This is a genomic window from Daejeonella rubra, from assembly GCF_900103545.1.
Taxonomy (GTDB): Bacteria; Bacteroidota; Bacteroidia; order Sphingobacteriales; family Sphingobacteriaceae; genus Daejeonella; species Daejeonella rubra.
In genome coordinates this window covers 168,225-185,922 of sequence record NZ_FNHH01000006.1, presented here as the reverse complement: position 1 = coordinate 185,922, position 17,698 = coordinate 168,225, and the positions used below count along the sequence as shown (strand labels likewise).

Below are 17,698 nucleotides of genomic sequence, written 5' to 3'. Positions count from 1 at the left end.
ATCAGAAATTTGAGAGAAAATATCCTATGCTTTAAGAAAGCAGAGCTTCGTATTGTTTAACTATTTTTTTGACGCCAAACCTGGTTTCTACATCAGCTTTGATCGCTGAATGATCCCATTTTTTTTGGCAGGCTTTTACCACACATTTTTCAAAATCCTGCAAATCATCCTGGGCAATAATATATCCGTTAAAATCAGGCTTTATCATAGCCCGGATACCACCAACCCCAAATGCAACCACCGGAACACCAACTGCTAAAGATTCTAATACTACATTTGGAAACCCTTCCGTAACAGATGGAAGCACTAAAAGATCATGAGAAGAGATTAGTTTTGGAATTTCCCGAACTACCCCAAGCAGCTTAACCCGATCAGTCAGCTTAAGATGTTCTATTTCCTTCAGGATCATCATTTTCTGTGGGCCTTCACCTGCTATCGTGAGTGTGTACTCCTTTGGGAGTCTGCTTAAAACTTGAAGGAATCGTATGATTCCCTTCTCTATTGCTAAACGGGCAACAATAATGATCTTTTTAGATTTACTACTATCGGATAATTTAATAAGATCCATTGGTAAGACAGGATTTGGAATTACAATCAATTTACTTTCAGTTATATTATAATGGTTTGCCAATGATTTTTGAATTTCAATAGATTGACAAACAGCAATATCAAATCTGTAATAAGTAAGCCCTAAAAACATATCCCAGAACTTTTCTTTTATGCCTCCTAATTTTGTCATGATATCCATCACATTTGATTCACGGCCAACCAGCATAGGAATTTTAACAAATAGCGATATTAAGGCCAATAAGGTATTTATATGTCCTCCAGTAGTGAATACAGCGTATGGCTTTTCGTCATTAATAAGCTTTCGAAGCTTGAAAATCGAGTTAGATGCTCTGGGGGAATTAAGATCAATAATTTTAACCCCTGGCAAGTCCCTGGAATAGATTGTTTCTCTGGAATCCAATACAATCAGATATACATCAAAAACGGATTTATCAAAATATTGAGACAAAATCCAAAAGACCTTTTCAGAGCCTCCGGCCTTTAAATGGCTTATGATAAAAAATACCTTCTTCATAATGGGAACAAGAACTGTAAATAATTATCCTTAATTATGTTCCAATTTTAATTGTACAAAGCCGAGAATATTATAACAGGACAGTTTGATTCTAATTTTCAAATACTCCTTATAATTATGATTTTTAAGATCTGTTCCAAACTCATTTAAATAAAATCGATAACCATCTCTCATTTTAATTGAATTCCTTATTCCGTTAAAACGATTAGAAAGTCTGTCATCTCCATCCTCATCATATAATCGAATTGCTTCCCTGTCAAAATATAATTTAGATCCATTTTTTGCCAGATTTAGCCAGGTTACACTTTCATAACCCCTCAAATTACTTAATAAATTATCCTTCAATAATGTTGTACGGCAAACTGGTAAATATTCTCCGACAGAAGTTCTTAGCAAATCTGAATATGTTTTTGTACCGTTAAATTGTGGATCATACAATAATTTATTCCCGGCAAGTGCTTTTGTACCACAAAAAAACAGGTCATAATCATTATTTAAAACCAAATTTTTCAAGTAAGCTAAACCTCCATCATTCAGAAGATCATCCGAATCAAGTAAAACCACATAGGTATTTAGAGCATTACTAATACCTGTGTTTTTCGCTTTTGCTACTCCCCCGTTGGTATCGTGCTTAATCAATCTGATCTGGTCATGTTTTAGATAATGCTGAAGTGAGTTTTCTGTATTATCTGTTGAACCATCATCTACAATAACGATCTCTGAACATTCAGACCAATTAGGTTGAACAAGAATACTATCTATGGCTCTTCTGACTTTTTCAGAACGGTTATAGGTTGGGATTACAAATGAAAACAACATAATAACAGAATTAATAAATTACAGCATGATTGTACTCAGGTGATCTTTTCATTTTGTCGGAATGCAGGATGCTAAAATATAAGAACAAGGTGGGGCCATCTGCACTTAAGAGCCAGCCATTATGTGCTGCAGCATTTATTGAGACCGCAATAAAGGAAAAACATAGACAGATTAACAAGGCATTTTCCTTATTTCTGATCTCTTTTAATGCATTATATCCTATTCTTATTACACCTCTATAAATGATCAGCAATAAACCCAATCCAAGGAATGGTCCTAAATAAGTAATAAACATTAAATAGGCATTGTGGGAAGTGATTCCGGTTGCAAAGATCTGATTCCTATAAATTACATCACTCCAGTTCTTGCCGTAAAAAACAAGTCCAAATGGATAATCTGAATAAATTTTCAAATTTTCTGAAGTAAGCAATGTCCGGTTAAATTCAGGATCATTATTGATGTTTTTTGCTACAATATTATCTCTGCTATTGGTATCGTTTTTCAACGCCAGATTATAAAATACAACACTGAAAAATACTGCAACTGCAATAAAAAATACTGCCTTAACACGATAGCTTAACATTAAAAACAGAGAAATTGTACATACAAAAGTTATAAAAACAGAACGCTGCATACCCAGATAAATAAGGACCAGGCATATCAAAAAGACAAATAATCTCATAAATAATGGCTTATGAAATAAAAATGTATAGATCAATAAAAATGGCGCAAAGGCAGCCAGATGATAACCGAATGTGAACTGGGTGGTAGAAATTCCAGCAGGGCTTTGTAATACTTTATCATCTACTAATAGCGCTCTAAGTCCATCTACTTCTTCATAATAATTATTGAAGACTAATACAAGTGAAGAAAGACCGAGCAATAAAAAGAAAACGAATATTGATAAATTATACCTGGCAGTATTAGTTCCAATGAAATAATTAAAATAAAACAGACAAATGGTAAAATTGATCAGAATAGCAAAGAATGATGGAAAGTCACCAATTCCAACTACATAGTAACAAAGAAGAGCCAGGCTGAAAACTAAAAGCTCTTTGGTGTATAAAAATGCTTTTTCCCCTTCCCTGAAAAGTAATATCAATGGAAAACTGAAAAGAAATGGGGCTGGTAATCTGAATGTTTCAGTCATAAAAACTCCAAATGCAAGAGAATAGAGGTACAGAAACATCAATACAATGACAATTAGTTTCATAATAATGGATTTAGGGTAAAATAAAAGAGTTGATAATTTCTATCAGGCGATAGCCTTTAAAATTGTGCTGACAAAAGAATCGGCATCAGATACTGCCTTTCTATACATTTCCTGTCCGTTCTGGGCAATTTGTTTATAGTATGTATAATTCGCATTGAGGTATTCTAATACTTCAGGCAGATCCTTCATATCCCAGGAAACTGGAATATAAGTTTCAAATGGTTTATAAACATCCGGATAGGTAATTAAATGATCCATTGAGGGCTTTACAAGCAGTGCACCGGCAATAAAAGATTCAAAATCCCGGTAGCATATTTCACCCCATCCATAAGGACTTACACTTAATTTAGAGTTTCTTAATTCGTCCCAGTATTTCAGTTTTGAAACTGGTGATCCAATCGCAACATTCATATTTAATTGTCCAAGAAATTTAAGTGTAGTATTTCTTTGCTGCATCACTTTATTCATGCCATTTTTTTCCTTGTGAATGGTCCCTCTAAAAGTCAGATCAAGATTTCTTTCATCAGTTGCTTTACTAAACCTAAGTGGATAAAGTCCATAACTTAAATAATTACTCAGCCTGCTTAATTTGTACCCGAAATATCTGTAGTCTTTTAAGCCTATGTTCCATCCTAATCGTATTTTATTGAGCTGATCAGCCGGACAGGCCTGAAAAGGATAGTTAGCTTTTTGGCTATCAGACTCATTCAGCCATATTCTCAAGTCACTGTTAGCAGTTGGATTTATATAATAATTGAGATCCTTTAAAACCTGCTTTTTCAAAAACACATCTACATAAGGAATTAAAGAGAAATCACTGGAACCAGTTGAATCAGCTGCATCAAACCAAATTAGCTTAGCTGTTGTTCTCCTGATTTCTGTAAGATAGTTTATCAGGTAAATCTGGTCCTGCCTCAGCTGATTATAAATATTTTTCCCTTTATCAAAGTATCTTGAGTGGATGATCAGGTAATCAGACTCGCGGAGTTCCTTATCAAGATGGTGATTATAATATTTAACACTTATTCCATTTTCTCTAAAGTGAGTTTTCCATTTATGAAAGGGATGAGTTTCAGAATAAAACCGCTGTTCAGGCCAGTCTAATATTTTAAGTGTTTTCATTTAGTTAGAATTTGATTTTATTACCAGTTTTGAAAACCGGCATACTGATACCATGGCAGGACTTGAGAGGGAACTATTTATTAAGAATACTTTTGATCGTTAATAGTATGATCTTCAGGTCGATCCATAAGTTATTATGGTCGATATATCTCAGGTTATGAGCTATTTTAAGGGGAATTATATGCTCAATATAATAAGCTTCAGGATTTTTGGCAGATGCAAGCAGTTGACTTTCGTCAATATAATCAATTGATGCCCAATCAGTTAATCCGGGCTTTACTGTTAAGATCCTAAGCTGAACCTGATCATATAAAGCAACATATTTCGAAACTTCAGGCCTTGGCCCCACAAAACTCATATCTCCCTTAAGAATATTAAACAACTGCGGCAGTTCATCAAGCTTGTATTTTCTTAACCAATGTCCACTCCTGGTAATTCTGCAGTCGTGATCACCGATCGTTAACAGACATGCTTTATCAGAACCTGTGCGCATGGTCCTGAACTTAAATAATTTAAATTCCGAATTATTGCGTCCAACACGTGTCTGCCGATAAATAAACCCTCCCCTTGAGTCCAGAAGGATAATAATCGCCAGGAGAATCAGCAAAGGAAGTATGAAAACAATTCCCGTAAATGAGAAAAACACATCAAAAATTCTTTTGGCAATCATAAGTTCAGGTATTTAAGATATTACTTCAACCAGTTTCTTTTGATACACTACTGACTGAATTTTGTTGATCACATTTTCTACGATATAATCAACTTCTTCATCTTTAAGTTGGGGATAAATTGGGAGTGATATTTCACAGGAATATTGCTTGTAACTATTAGGGTAGTCTTCTGTACGATACCCTATACTTTTAAAATACGTGAGCATCGGCATAGGAATAAAATGAACATTCACATTGACACCCGTCTCCATGATCTTATCGATGATCTGGTCCCTCTCCTCTTCAGTAATATTTTTCACCCGCAAAGGAAACAAATGATAGGAAGACTCTCTTTTTCTATCCTGCAAAGTAGGTGCTATAAACCATTTAAAAGGGCTGAAACCCTCACAGTATTTAAGTGCAATTTTCTTTCTCTGAGGAAGCAGTAAACCATTATATTGTCTGATTTGTGCTAAACCGACTGCTGCACAAATGTCAGGCATATTGATCTTCAAGCCCTTATAAATAATATCGTATCTCCAATTATTCCCCAAGGATTTTGCGAATGCATCTTTGGTTTGACCATTCAGTGAAAACATTTTTAGAAAACCATATTCACTGCTGCAATCAAAAACCTCGGGAAGGTTTAGGCAAATACATCCACCTTCTGCTGTAGTAATGTTTTTTACTGCATGAAAAGAGAATATAGTAATGTCAGCTTTTAATGCTGACGGCAGACCGTCATACATCGCACCAATTGAGTGCGCCGCATCAGAAATCAGTAAGATCCGACCTAATAAAGATTGCTTTTCTGATTCAGGGATAAATAAATTTCTGATATCAGGATCCTTAATAAGTTGATTTATTGCATCATAATTGCAAGGTAGTCCTGCAATATCAACAGCTAAAATGGCCTTTGTTTTATTTGTGATGGCCTTTTTTATCTTTACAGGGCTGATCGTCAGATCATCCAAAACATCAACCATAACAGGCTTGGCACCACAGTGCAAAACACAAAGAGCAGTAGCACAATATGAATATGCCGGCACAATAACTTCATCACCTGCAGTAACGCCAAACCACTTCAACATCATTATTGCTCCGGAAGTCCATGAATTAACACATATAGCTTCCTTAGAGCCTGTCAATGTCACCATTTCCTGTTCCAGAGCTTTAACTTTCGGCCCGGATGTGATCCATTTAGAATTCAGAGTGTCCATTACCTGATCAATTACTGATTGATCTATAAAGGGGGGAGAAAATGGAATTTTCATAATTATAAAAATTAGATAGATACAAAAAAATGAACATAGAGATCCCTACTCTGAGCAGGAAGAAAAAGAAGGCGGAATTTGGGGAAGGGTATTGGATAATAGCAGATTGCTATTAACTACTAATTTCAGGGCTAAATATTAATTTTTGCCATTGATAAGAAATATTCTTGAGCGAATTTGTAGTATTAATTTGCCTGGCGTTGGTAGCCAGCTTATTTTTAAGAATTGGATTATTTAAAATTTTATAAATAGCTGCCGTAAGATCTTTGATATTATTATCCTGAACCAGTAATCCATTCTTTTGATGCCTGATGATTTCGGAAGGACCGAATTCACAATCCATAGCTACACATGGACAACCCAAACTCATAGCTTCAATCAGAGCATTAGGATAACCCTCATTCCTTGAAGGCAATACGAACAATTCTGCCTGATCATAATAATCCTGTAGATTTTCTTTTGAGCCTATCAGTTTGACATTTTTGTTGAGCTTCAACTTTCGGATCTGTTGCTCCAGAGCGGCATATTCTTGTCCTTCGCCTGCAATAAGAAGGTCAATACCTCTGATATTCAAATTGGCAAAGGCCTCAATTAACTGATCGAAACCCTTTTCGTAAGATAGTCGGCCTACACCCAGAATGAATTTCCTTTCATTCACCCTGTTTCCGCTAAGGTTTCCTAAATGGCCAACAGGATTATTGATAATTTTACAGTTTGTCAGATCTTCAAATCCTTTGTACTTTCTAAGGCAATCCTCAATTCCCTTTGCTGGCAGTACGACAGCAAGGGCATGGCGATAGATAATCTCTGAACATCTTTTCAAAAGAGAATTTTGTTTATTGATTGTATGTTCAGGAGTTGTTCTTTCTGAAACAATAAAATTTGTCTTTGTTAACATTGAAGACAAACCCGACCACAGATTTGCAGTGGTCATAAACGAAATTACACAGCCTGGCTTTTTTGAATAGAGTAAATAAGTTAGTTTGAGAAATATTATTATGGCATAATATAGTCTGAAAATTCTGCTTTGATCTTTTCGGTTTACCAGATAAATTACTTTGAGATCATCAGGAAGTTTATAAGCTGATTGTGCATAATTCAGACAAATAATAGTTACAGGAACTTTATGCCTATGGAAATCAAGGGCTAATGTACTTAATACACGCTCTGCTCCTCCACCCTGTAATGTGTTGATCACGAAAAATATGCTCTTACCCATTTCCCTATTATTTATCACCTGACCACTCCAATAAATTAAACCAGGGTAATAAGGGTATTTATTGCCTTTTGAATTTTAAGATTTCTGATATCAAACAAAAAATATTGCATGAGGTAAATCTTTAATAATTCCTTTTTATACCTGGCTGAATAAGAAAAGTTATTGATCAGAATATTAAAATCATCGATCATTTTTCCTTTTCTAACCCTTGAATCTATCATACTCCAAACACCTTCTCTATGCAAGCGATAAACTGCCATAACTTCAGGTAGAACATATATTTTTCCTTTCTGATGGGCCAAAACATATAATTTAAAAAATGTATCTGCACTATATACCTTATAAAACCAATCCTGGTTGCTTATGTGTTTTAAATGATAACTATTCCTCATCACCATGGTGCATACCCTTGTTTCATCCTTTTTTCCTACTAAGACATCTTCATAGGTAAATTCCATTCTTACCGGAGACGTATTTTGATAAACCAAATCTCCATTTTCATCTATGACACGACTATAATGGCAGCAAATTGAGCTATCAGGATGGTTTTCCATAAAATCAACCTGCATTTGCAACTTTCTGGAGTCTGTCCAGTAATCATCTCCATCGCACATAGCAATGTATTTTCCTTTTGCTGCACTTAGGGTCCTGAGTATATTTTTTACAGCACCTCCGTTAACTTCCTTAGTGAGCAATTGGATCTTCCCGGGATATCTCGCACAATATTCATCTAAAATATTTCTTGTACCATCTTTTGAGCAATCATCGCCAATTATTATCTCATAATTAAAATCAGTTTTTTGCATTAAAAAGCCATCCAAAGCCTCAGCAATATATTTTTCCTGGTTATAGGTAATGCAACAAATGCTTACCATTATTTCAGATCTGTTCATATGAATTGATTAATTGAATTTGTGCCTGATATCAAAGCAGAATACCTGTCTGACAATCTAACAAAGTGCGGAAAAGCTAAGAATTGCTAAACCATATTATTATTGGCTGGCAAAAAAATAAATTGGTAATTCTCTGTAATAGAAAATTAGAGAAAGATCACTTGCTTTTATTAACAACCAGAGCAGTTTCCAGTAATTCAGCTATATCCTCTTCTATTCTAGAAGGGACCTGGACTTCATAATTTTGCGCTCTCAGAATTATTCTTGTGATCAGATCCAGATCAGAATAAGTTAACGTATGGTAAAGAGGTAAACAAATGATTCTTTCTACAATTGAATCACATACCGGTAATGATGTTTTCTGAACATATGGTAAATTTGACAGAGAAGGAAAAAAGTATCGTCTGCAATAGATTTTTTCAGTTTCCAGGTCGGAAAGGCATTTCAGCATCAACTCCTTTGTATCAAAAAGTACCGGGAAATATGCGTAATTAGAACTAAAATCACCATTATGCTTAGGAAAGCTTGCTTTTAAATTTGATAATTTCTGTATGTAATACAGAGAAAGTAACTTTCTTCTCTTCAATATCTCATCAACATATTTAAGATTACACAGTCCCATAGCAGCATGAAACTCACTATTTTTCCCATTAATACCCAACTCGCTATAATCTTCCTGCCCATTATGTCCAAAATTTCTCATGAAGGCCATTTTTTTGAGCAATTCGGGTTTTCTTGTGAAAACCGCCCCCCCTTCAATACTGTGGAATAGTTTGGTTGCATGAAAGCTTGTTGTACTTATGTCGCCATATTCAAATACAGACTTGCCTTTATACTTAGTTCCAAAGCAATGGGCGGCATCAAAGATCACTTTGAGATGATGTCTATCTGCGATTGTCTGAATGGCATCAATATCACAGGGATTTCCATAGACATGGGTTGCTAAAATCGCTGAAGTATTGGGTGTTATTGCAGCTTCTATTTTTTCAGGATCAATATTGAATGTTTCGGGATCAATATCAGTAAAAACTGGCTTGCATCCCTCCCATACTATACTACTGGTAGTCGCTACAAATGAGAATGGAGTTGTAATTATTTCTCCCTTTAAGTCTAAGGCTTTAATAGCTATTTGCAAAGCTACAGTACCATTAGATACATAAAGTAAATGTTCCAGTCCCAGGTAATTTTTCAACTTGAGTTCAAATTCATTAACAAGCGGTCCGTTGTTAGTCAGCCATTGGCGCTCCCAGATGCTATGTAAATAGTCATCGTATTCTTTGGCTTTCGGGAGAAAGGGTTTGGTTACAGGTATCATCGTTTTAGAACTAATTGTTTAAAATCATAAATAGCGTTGAACTGCATAAAATGACTGATAGTCAAATAGATAAAATAAAAAAATAGAGAGATAAAGACTAGTCTTCCAAAATCAGACAGATGGAATAATTGTATGAGAAAGGCATCTGTAAAAAAACATAGCAGGCCAGTACAAACCGATAATAAAATAGCCGGAGATATATCTGCCAATTGTTCTTTAACAGGATAATTAATTAATTCACCACTATAATAAGAGTTGATATAACAAGACCCTACACTGAATATTAATTGAAAATAAAGCAGACCATAAATTCCAAATGGGATAACCAATAGTATTCCAATAACAGCGATCACCTTTTTTATAAACTCGAGTTTTAAGATCAGATCACTTCTGCCTTTAACTTTTAAAATATTCAGGTTATATGCATGAAGCGGGTAAAGTATCCCTGCAAGGCATAGAATTTGAAAATATGGTACCGCAGGAAGCCACTTCTCGGTGATTAAAAATCTAATAAGAGGTTCAGCGATCACTACAAGTAAAACCAGGACAGACGCATTCCAGAAAATCACCTGCTGCATTAATTTTTTGTACACCATTTTCAACCTGGTATTATCATCAGAAATGGAAGCAAACATTGGATAGGTAACACTATTGATTGCAATAGATATATTATTGGTTGGAAGCTGGCTGATTGAATCTGCTCTTGAATAAAAGCCTAACTGTGCTGCAGAGTAATTTTTACCGATAATAAGTACATAAATGTTTTTGTAGATAATTTCTAACAAACCGGATAATGTCATTTTATATCCAAAATGAAAGTGTTTCTTAAAACTTTCCAGATCAAAAATTAAGGATGGGCGCCACTTTGAAAATACCCAGTGGAAAATAGTAGTTAAAAAAGATTGTGATATATTCATCCATACCAAACTCCATACGCCATACCCATTTATCGCCAGGAGTATTCCAAGTAAGCCACTGGCCAAAACAGAAGGAACCTGGATAAGCGCCTGAGTTTTAAAATTCATGACCTTTACAAGCCTGGCATTTTGAATTTCATAAAATGCATTGATAATGAATACTATAGAATATACCCTGAGAACCGGTGTTAAAATATCCTGATGGTAAAAATTAGAGATCAATGGTGCTATAAAAAAAATTATTGCATAGATGATCAAACTTCCTCCCAGATTAAAAAAGAATACTGTAGAATAATCCTTTTGATTGGCCATTCCCGTTCTAATTAAAGATGATGAAAGCCCGCCGTCAACTAATAAACTGCCAACAGCAACAAAAACGGATAGCATGGCTATGATCCCAAATTCAGAAGGTGCTAAAATTCTGGCTAAAACAATCGTGATGAAAAAACTGATCAACTGTACACCAAACTGCTGACTAAAGGTCCAAATCAGGCCGTTTAATGTTTTTTTTCTTAAACTCATAAGACATGGGTAGTTCAGCTTGATTCGGAATTCATGAATCAATCAAATTTGAAAATGTTCCTTTTGGGTGAGGAATTTGAAAGCTTGTTATTTGCAATCAGTTTGATCAACCGGCTTTTTTGGGAACCAAAGTTCCGAATTCCGTATTTATCAGGGCTTCTTTATCCAATTTAAATTTTGGTAAAAATCTGATATTTAAATAATTAACTATTGGCTTCTCCAGATATTTTTTTACAATCCAGGCGAAGAAAAACATGATTGAAAGCGTTAACAGAATCACAATAAATTCATTGGGGATATAAAACTTAAAGGAACTGATCATAGCATATCCAATATTTTGATGCAGTAGATACAAGGGGTAAGAAATATATCCTAAAAACAATAAGGGGGACCAGTTAAGAACTTTCAATTTTCCGTAGATAAATAAATAGAAGAGGCCAAATAAGCAAGGATAAGCATAAATATTGCCTGGCATCTGATTTACCCATATTGCTGTAAAAAGACAGCTAATAATAAGTAGATGATCTATTAGGTTTCCTTCATTAAATTTTACTTTATAAAATAAAATACCCGCCAAAAGAAACATCCCATATTTCAGATTGAGAAAGTATTCACCAAGGGGCAAAATTCCCATTCTATTCAATAGCATCCAGGCAAGCCAGATAACAGCAATTAGTCGGATATTTCTTAACCAGCCCAAATAGTAGAATATCCCCATAGAAGTATAAAAGAAAAGTTCTGGCACCAGCGACCAATAAGCACCATCTATATTGGGGACTTCAAATACCCCCTGAATCATTGTAAAATTCATAAGTATTTGAAAAAGAGTTAAGCCTTCTGTTCTTGGCATCTTCCAAAAGCTTGTAATTAATAAGGTGATGCAAATGCAAATCCAATAAGCAGGGTATAATCTGGTAAATCTCTTAAATGAAAACTCTGAAACACTTTTTACCTTTTGAAGGGTCATAAAGATCACAAAACCACTAATCATAAAAAATAATTCCAAGCCAACATGACCGAAGTACCAATCATATTTTGCAGGATATTCATGCTGGAAAATATCTCTGTAACGACTAGTATAATGGTATATTACTACATTTAGTGAAGCAAATCCTCTTAGAATATCTAATTCTTTTAAGCGCTGCATATCAAATCCTTTAATTGGTAGTCTGGTATAAGACATTGATTAATCAGATATAATTGTTCTGATTTCGCTTCTGCTGATCTTAATTGTTTCTGCAATTCCATCTTTGATTGAAAAACAAGGCTGATAGTTAAGCAGACTTATTGCTTTCAAAATGGATATGAATGGAGAAGGAATTTTACCTTTTAGATTGTGTGGCTTACGAAATTTAAATTTATCAGAAGCTGTTGTTCTGATGCCTAATTTTTGCCTTAAGTAAATTGCCAGTTCAGATAAAGTAATTTGTTCGCCGCTGGCAATATTATAGTTTTGGTTAAGAGCAGCGGATTCCCTGGTTAAAGCAGCTAGAACATTAGCCTGAACAACATTTTCTATATAATTAAAATCAACATACCTGTCTGTATCCTTAATAATTGTTGTGGAATCCCCTGTAATAATGTTATTAATTAACTTTGGAATAATTGATGAAGGGGTATTATCTTCTCTTTGTCCGGGGCCAAATACATTAAAATAGCGTAGTCCAATATAATCCAGATCATAAAGCCTGCAAAAAACACTGGCATATAATTCATTCACATATTTACTGATCGAATATGGCGATAAGGAAGGACTGATCGTGTCTTTCGGACTAATAGATCCCCCATATTCAGAAGTAACCATTGAAAAGGACGAGAAAACAATTCGTTTCACACCTGCATATTTTGAAGCAATCAAAATATTTAAGAATCCATTGATCTGTATACCCTTGCTTTTCTTATCAGTCTCCATAGAATTGAATTCAGGATCCAAAGCAACTTCATTCAGAATAATGTCAATACCTTCAACCGCTCTTTTACATTCACCAAGATCTCTTATATCTCCTCTAATTAATTCAAATGAAGGAAAAAATGAAAAATTTTCAAGATTTCGGATCGATCCTGATGAAAAGTTATCAAATACACGAACTTTTCCGGCTCCAAACTTTAACAGGTATCCGACTATATTAGAACCAATAAAACCTGCTCCACCAATTACTAAAAAACTAATTTGGGACAGATCCTTATCTCCATGATAGGGAATGTGATACATATTTGCAGGAATTATAAACGTACATCAACCATTGCTTGAGGCAATGCATATTTAATATCGTATACGACAGTGTTTTTCTTACACATTCTGGACAGATCCATTTCGTAAAATTGCTGATGTGCTACTGCAAGCAAGATTCCATCATATAATTTCTTTTTTGATTCCCCATTTTGACACCTTACCCCGTAAGTAGTATGAACTTGCTGGCTATCGGCCAGAGGATCATGAATGGTAACATTTATCTGGTATTCCTCCAGACGTTTAACAATATCAATCACCTTTGTATTCCTCACATCCGGGCAATTTTCCTTAAATGTAAATCCAAGAATCAATACTTCACTTCCGGCAATAGCTGTTCCTTTTGAAAGCATTGCCTTGACAAGTTGTTCAGCGACATATGCTCCCATACCGTCGTTTACCCGGCGGCCGGCCAGTATAATTTCAGGATGATAACCTACCTCCTGTGCCTTTTGAGCCAGATAATAAGGGTCAACTCCAATACAATGCCCCCCCACTAATCCTGGTTTAAAATTCAGGAAATTCCATTTCGTAGATGCTGCATTTAAAACTTTATTGGTGTCGATTCCCAGCTTATTAAATATCATTGCCAGTTCATTTATAAAGGCAATGTTTATATCCCGCTGTGCATTTTCAATAACTTTTGCAGCTTCAGCAATTTTAATTGACTCTGCTTTGTGAGTACCGGCAATAATGATCGATCTGTAAAGGGAGTCAACAAAATCTGCAGTATCCGGAGTTGATCCTGAAGTGATCTTTAAAATTTTAGTTACCGTGTGTTCCTTATCTCCGGGATTTATCCTTTCAGGTGAATACCCTGCAAAAAAATCGATATTATAGGCTAAACCAGATTCATTCTCAAGTACAGGTACACATTCATCCTCAGTTACGCCGGGATAAACAGTTGATTCATAGATAACTGTGTCTCCCTTCTTTAATACCCCGGCAATCATGCTGCTTACTTTTAACAATGGTCCCAGGTCCGGACGGTTATGCTTATCCACAGGAGTGGGAACAGTAATGATAAAAACATTGCAATTTCCTATTTCATCAATGTTATCGGTAAGAAACAAGCCTTTTTCATTTTTATTCTTCTTCAAAAGCACATTTTTAAGTGCTTTTGAATCTATTTCATTGGTATGATCAAATCCCCCGTTTAACTGATCAACACGGTCTCTGTTTAAATCAAACCCAAACACTTTGTAATGTTTTGCAAACTCTGATGCCAAAGGCAGACCAACATAACCCAATCCCACTACCGCGATAGTGACCTTTTCCAATAATATGTTGCTCATGTTAATATGGGTGTTAGATCTGAAACCGAAATTCTTGAAACCAGGGCGCAATCCAAATGATCAAAGACCATCAATACTGTTTTACCATTAACTTTGACAATATTTCCATTCTGATTCGCGAGAACACCATTTTTTATCCTGACACGGTCTCCAACCCTTACTCCCTTCAGACTTACCACCTCCATGTCAGGATTTTCTAACAGAACATTTTTAATCTTTACTATCTCAGAATCCTGAACTATCGCTGGTTTACCAAGAAAGTAAATAAAATTCAACACCCCGTAAGTTTGACGCACAGTTTGCTCCTCCTTCAAACTAATGTTTACAAACACATAAGAACTGAATAATGGGAATTCAACCATCTTTTTTCTATCAGCCCATTGATTTTCAACAGTCCTCATAGGGCAGTAAGAATTTATGCCCTGTTGTTTGAGAAGCTGGTCTACCTTTTTTTCCCATCTGGCACGGGTATAGATCACAAACCAATTCTTTGTATTTGACGATCTTGTTCTGATTGGATTTTCCATAATATTTTCCGGATAAAGTTTAAACAAGGTTTGTCATTGAGGCACAGCTTCGCTAACTCACTTACATGATCATTTTAAAGGATTGACGGTATTGATTGTAATTTTTGTTTTTGCCCGATTTGACAACAAAAACTATGGGTATTGAACTATATAAACTCTTCAGAGTTTAAATTAAAAACATTCAATCTTATAAGCTATCTAACTAAGGATCAATAAGATAGAGTACAAACATTAGGCACTGCTAATACATCAGGGAGAAAGGAGCCTGAAAAATCATAAGATTATCCGGTAATCAATTGCTATCAGGCAGTTGTACTTTCTGCATATTTATGCCCGGCATTACCATATCCGTATGATCTCATATTGTCCTTTTTCGCATCATTAAATACGATCATAAGATTTTTAAGTTTTTTGTTCTCACAAATATCATCAAGGACACTAAGCTGCATTCTCTCTGTGAAATTATATCTAACCAGATAGATACTTGCATCGGCATATGGAGCAATATTAAATGCATCTGCTACCTGCCCAACCGGTGATGTATCCAGGATAATATAATCGTACTTCTTCCTGAGTTCCTGGAAGAGGCCTTCCATTTTATCGGATGAAAATAATTCTGTAGGATCATCCGGAAGTTTACCACATCCTATGACAAATAAATTTGAAGATACTCCTGAAGGCTTTATGATCTGATCTATTTCAACATTCCTGTTTTCAAGGTAGTCTGCCAGACCTTTTTCATACTTCATATTGATCCCTTTCATCAGATCAGGCTTACGAAGATCAAATTCGACTATAATTACCTTCTTTCCTGCCAAAGCCAGGGTTATTCCTAAATTGATAGAGAAAAATGTTTTCCCCTCTCCCTTCATTCCTGAGGTTACCAATAGGATCTGACTTTTAGTATTATTGATAATATAACCCAAATTAGATTGGATATACCTGAATAACTCTGATATAGTTGTTCGGCTGCCCCTTTTAACCACAACAGTATTATTTTCTTCTTTATGGCTTAATTCACCAAGAATTCTTATACCACCCAAGAGCTGAACATCGGTCACATCTTTTACTTTTGTATTTAATTTATCTCTGCCACTGAAAAAGAACAGAGGAAACAAAAATCCGGTTAGCAGCGATCCTAAATATATTAATGCCTCTTTTGGTTTAGCCGGTACAGTATTATATGCTGGTCTGTCAATAATAAGAGAGGTAGGAATAGTTGCAGATAATGAAAGGGCTGTTTCCTCTCTTTTTTGTAGAAGATATTGATAGATAGCTGCTTTTACGTCCTGATCTCTGCTTAGCTGTAATAAGCCTCTTTCAACAACCGGCACGTTTCTGATCTTTGATTCAAACTGATTTGATTTATCTATAAGGTTATTCCTTTCCAGTGTTAGTCCAGCCTGGACATTTTTCAAGGTCTCCTGAAGGTATCCTCTAAGCCCGGCTAGTTGCTCATTGATATTGACTATCAATGGGTTATCCGGATTATTATTGCGTGCAAGTCGCTGCCTTTCAATTTGAAGATCATTGTATTTATTGATCAGATTATTTAAGGTCAGATCTTTTATACCAAGAGTACTTGGTACTATCTCGTATTCGCTATCGTTTTTACCAAGGTACTGAACTAAAGATTTGATCAGATCTAACTGTACTCCTGATGAAGACAGATTCAAATCATAATCACCGGAAGTTCTTAAATTAAGCTCCGAATCAGCACTCATATTAGTTACGCGGTTAACTTGCTTATAATTTTCAACTCCTCGTTCTAAAACTGAAAGGTCGCTGTTAAGATCTATCAATCGCTGGTCAATGAAGCGGATCGTATTTTTAGCAACCATGTTTTTGGTGTTTACATTCTCTTCATTGTAAGTATCTATCAGCTTATTTAGAATATCCACTCCACGCTGAGGAACAGCATCAAGAAGGCTTAAGGAAACAGTATTTGCATCTTTAACGATAGGCACTATTGTAAGAGCAGATAAGCTGTAATGCTCCGCCATCGAATAGAGGTCCTTAAATCCAATTTTAATGGAAGGGTATGCAGATGAAAAGGAAGGGCCCTTCACAACCCTTATTTTATATCCTGGTCTTGTAATAAGCTGATCAAAACTGTATAAAACATTCTTTCCATTTGTCTGAAGGGCAAATACATCCTCATTTATTATCGAAAGATTTATTTCCTGGGAATAAGCCTGATCATTTAAATATTCAACAATCACCCGAACCGGTAATTCTTCACCATATAGTTCTTTATTATTCAATACTCCGGGAATTGCATAATTTGTTTCTAATGAAAGTTCTTTCAAGGTTTTAAAGATCAAATCTCTTGATCGTAAAACTTCCATTTCATTATCAACGGTACGTGCTCCCCGAAACATATCAAGATCACTAAATGCGGTACCTTTTAAAAGGCCGTCTCCTTTAAAATCATTTTGGATCAATAATGTACTGGTAACTTTATAAAGACGGGTAGCATTTGTTAAATATAGATTTGCAAGAGCCATTGATATTAATATAGCTATTACAAAAACATACCAGTATTTGACAACTTTCGACAAAATATCATTTAGATCTCCAGCTGCAGAAGAAAGCTGTTTTTGTGAGTTTAAGGCCAT

General features: G+C 35.2%; 15 protein-coding genes. All 15 read right to left on the bottom strand.

All coding sequences use genetic code 11. The features are described 5' to 3' along the window. Positions 1 to 31: 31 nt before the first annotated feature. The 15 genes from BLR27_RS06485 to BLR27_RS06415 all read right to left on the bottom strand — a co-directional run bounded on the left by BLR27_RS06485 (position 32) and on the right by BLR27_RS06415 (position 17,698). Positions 32 to 1,084 (bottom strand): glycosyltransferase, encoded by a 1,053-nt coding sequence (locus BLR27_RS06485; protein WP_245704457.1) that lies wholly within the window; start codon positions 1,082 to 1,084, stop codon positions 32 to 34. 30 nt (positions 1,085 to 1,114) lie between these two features. Further along, entirely contained in the window at positions 1,115 to 1,903 is a 789-nt protein-coding gene (locus BLR27_RS06480) for a glycosyltransferase family 2 protein (RefSeq protein WP_090702221.1), read from the bottom strand. A 10-nt stretch (positions 1,904 to 1,913) separates the two neighbouring features. Beyond that, positions 1,914 to 3,116 carry a hypothetical protein gene (locus tag BLR27_RS06475; protein ID WP_090702217.1) on the bottom strand — a complete coding sequence of 401 codons (1,203 nt, stop codon included), beginning with the start codon at positions 3,114 to 3,116 and terminating at the stop codon, positions 1,914 to 1,916. Positions 3,117 to 3,158: 42 nt separating this feature from the next. Then, entirely contained in the window at positions 3,159 to 4,238 is a 1,080-nt protein-coding gene (locus BLR27_RS06470) for a hypothetical protein (protein ID WP_090702212.1), read from the bottom strand. Between the two features lie 73 nt (positions 4,239 to 4,311). Then, positions 4,312 to 4,908, bottom strand: a complete 597-nt coding sequence (locus tag BLR27_RS06465; RefSeq protein ID WP_090702207.1) for a sugar transferase — start codon at positions 4,906 to 4,908, stop codon at positions 4,312 to 4,314. A 12-nt stretch (positions 4,909 to 4,920) separates the two neighbouring features. Further along, positions 4,921 to 6,162: a DegT/DnrJ/EryC1/StrS family aminotransferase gene (locus BLR27_RS06460; protein WP_090702205.1), complete on the bottom strand. Its 1,242-nt coding sequence runs from the start codon at positions 6,160 to 6,162 to the stop codon at positions 4,921 to 4,923. A gap of 112 nt (positions 6,163 to 6,274) precedes the next feature. Then, positions 6,275 to 7,381, bottom strand: coding sequence for a glycosyltransferase (locus tag BLR27_RS06455; protein ID WP_090702202.1), 1,107 nt, complete (start codon positions 7,379 to 7,381; stop codon positions 6,275 to 6,277). Between the two features lie 35 nt (positions 7,382 to 7,416). Next, on the bottom strand, positions 7,417 to 8,274 hold the full coding sequence (locus BLR27_RS06450; RefSeq protein ID WP_090702198.1) for a glycosyltransferase: 858 nt from the start codon (positions 8,272 to 8,274) through the stop codon (positions 7,417 to 7,419). Positions 8,275 to 8,431: 157 nt separating this feature from the next. Beyond that, positions 8,432 to 9,589, bottom strand: a complete 1,158-nt coding sequence (locus BLR27_RS06445; protein ID WP_090702194.1) for a DegT/DnrJ/EryC1/StrS family aminotransferase — start codon at positions 9,587 to 9,589, stop codon at positions 8,432 to 8,434. After that, entirely contained in the window at positions 9,586 to 11,028 is a 1,443-nt protein-coding gene (locus tag BLR27_RS06440) for a lipopolysaccharide biosynthesis protein (RefSeq protein WP_090702330.1), read from the bottom strand. Before BLR27_RS06440 ends, BLR27_RS06445 begins: the two co-directional genes overlap by 4 nt. 106 nt (positions 11,029 to 11,134) lie before the next feature. Continuing rightward, positions 11,135 to 12,211: an acyltransferase family protein gene (locus tag BLR27_RS06435; RefSeq protein WP_090702191.1), complete on the bottom strand. Its 1,077-nt coding sequence runs from the start codon at positions 12,209 to 12,211 to the stop codon at positions 11,135 to 11,137. 3 nt (positions 12,212 to 12,214) lie between these two features. Further along, complete coding sequence (locus BLR27_RS06430; protein ID WP_090702188.1) at positions 12,215 to 13,240, bottom strand: NAD-dependent epimerase/dehydratase family protein; 1,026 nt, start codon at positions 13,238 to 13,240, stop codon at positions 12,215 to 12,217. An 11-nt stretch (positions 13,241 to 13,251) separates the two neighbouring features. Continuing rightward, on the bottom strand, positions 13,252 to 14,553 hold the full coding sequence (locus BLR27_RS06425; RefSeq protein ID WP_090702185.1) for a nucleotide sugar dehydrogenase: 1,302 nt from the start codon (positions 14,551 to 14,553) through the stop codon (positions 13,252 to 13,254). Beyond that, positions 14,550 to 15,080 carry a UpxY family transcription antiterminator gene (locus BLR27_RS06420; RefSeq protein WP_090702178.1) on the bottom strand — a complete coding sequence of 177 codons (531 nt, stop codon included), beginning with the start codon at positions 15,078 to 15,080 and terminating at the stop codon, positions 14,550 to 14,552. Before BLR27_RS06420 ends, BLR27_RS06425 begins: the two co-directional genes overlap by 4 nt. 302 nt (positions 15,081 to 15,382) lie before the next feature. Beyond that, the gene (locus BLR27_RS06415) at positions 15,383 to 17,698 is read right to left on the bottom strand and encodes a GumC family protein (protein WP_090702174.1); all 2,316 of its coding nucleotides are present in this window, start codon (positions 17,696 to 17,698) and stop codon (positions 15,383 to 15,385) included.

Bases quoted from the DNA above. Each gene is read 5' to 3' on its own strand.
- BLR27_RS06440 (WP_090702330.1), bottom strand. From the start codon at position 11,028: ATGAGTTTAAGAAAAAAAACATTAAACGGCCTGATTTGGACCTTTAGT.
- BLR27_RS06415 (WP_090702174.1), bottom strand. From the start codon at position 17,698: ATGGCCTTAAACTCACAAAAACAGCTTTCTTCTGCAGCTGGAGATCTA.
- BLR27_RS06485 (WP_245704457.1), bottom strand. From the start codon at position 1,084: ATGAAGAAGGTATTTTTTATCATAAGCCATTTAAAGGCCGGAGGCTCT.
- BLR27_RS06460 (WP_090702205.1), bottom strand. From the start codon at position 6,162: ATGAAAATTCCATTTTCTCCCCCCTTTATAGATCAATCAGTAATTGAT.
- BLR27_RS06425 (WP_090702185.1), bottom strand. From the start codon at position 14,553: ATGAGCAACATATTATTGGAAAAGGTCACTATCGCGGTAGTGGGATTG.
- BLR27_RS06435 (WP_090702191.1), bottom strand. From the start codon at position 12,211: ATGTCTTATACCAGACTACCAATTAAAGGATTTGATATGCAGCGCTTA.
- BLR27_RS06420 (WP_090702178.1), bottom strand. From the start codon at position 15,080: ATGGAAAATCCAATCAGAACAAGATCGTCAAATACAAAGAATTGGTTT.
- BLR27_RS06445 (WP_090702194.1), bottom strand. From the start codon at position 9,589: ATGATACCTGTAACCAAACCCTTTCTCCCGAAAGCCAAAGAATACGAT.
- BLR27_RS06475 (WP_090702217.1), bottom strand. From the start codon at position 3,116: ATGAAACTAATTGTCATTGTATTGATGTTTCTGTACCTCTATTCTCTT.
- BLR27_RS06450 (WP_090702198.1), bottom strand. From the start codon at position 8,274: ATGAACAGATCTGAAATAATGGTAAGCATTTGTTGCATTACCTATAAC.
- BLR27_RS06430 (WP_090702188.1), bottom strand. From the start codon at position 13,240: ATGTATCACATTCCCTATCATGGAGATAAGGATCTGTCCCAAATTAGT.
- BLR27_RS06465 (WP_090702207.1), bottom strand. From the start codon at position 4,908: ATGATTGCCAAAAGAATTTTTGATGTGTTTTTCTCATTTACGGGAATT.
- BLR27_RS06470 (WP_090702212.1), bottom strand. From the start codon at position 4,238: ATGAAAACACTTAAAATATTAGACTGGCCTGAACAGCGGTTTTATTCT.
- BLR27_RS06455 (WP_090702202.1), bottom strand. From the start codon at position 7,381: ATGGGTAAGAGCATATTTTTCGTGATCAACACATTACAGGGTGGAGGA.
- BLR27_RS06480 (WP_090702221.1), bottom strand. From the start codon at position 1,903: ATGTTGTTTTCATTTGTAATCCCAACCTATAACCGTTCTGAAAAAGTC.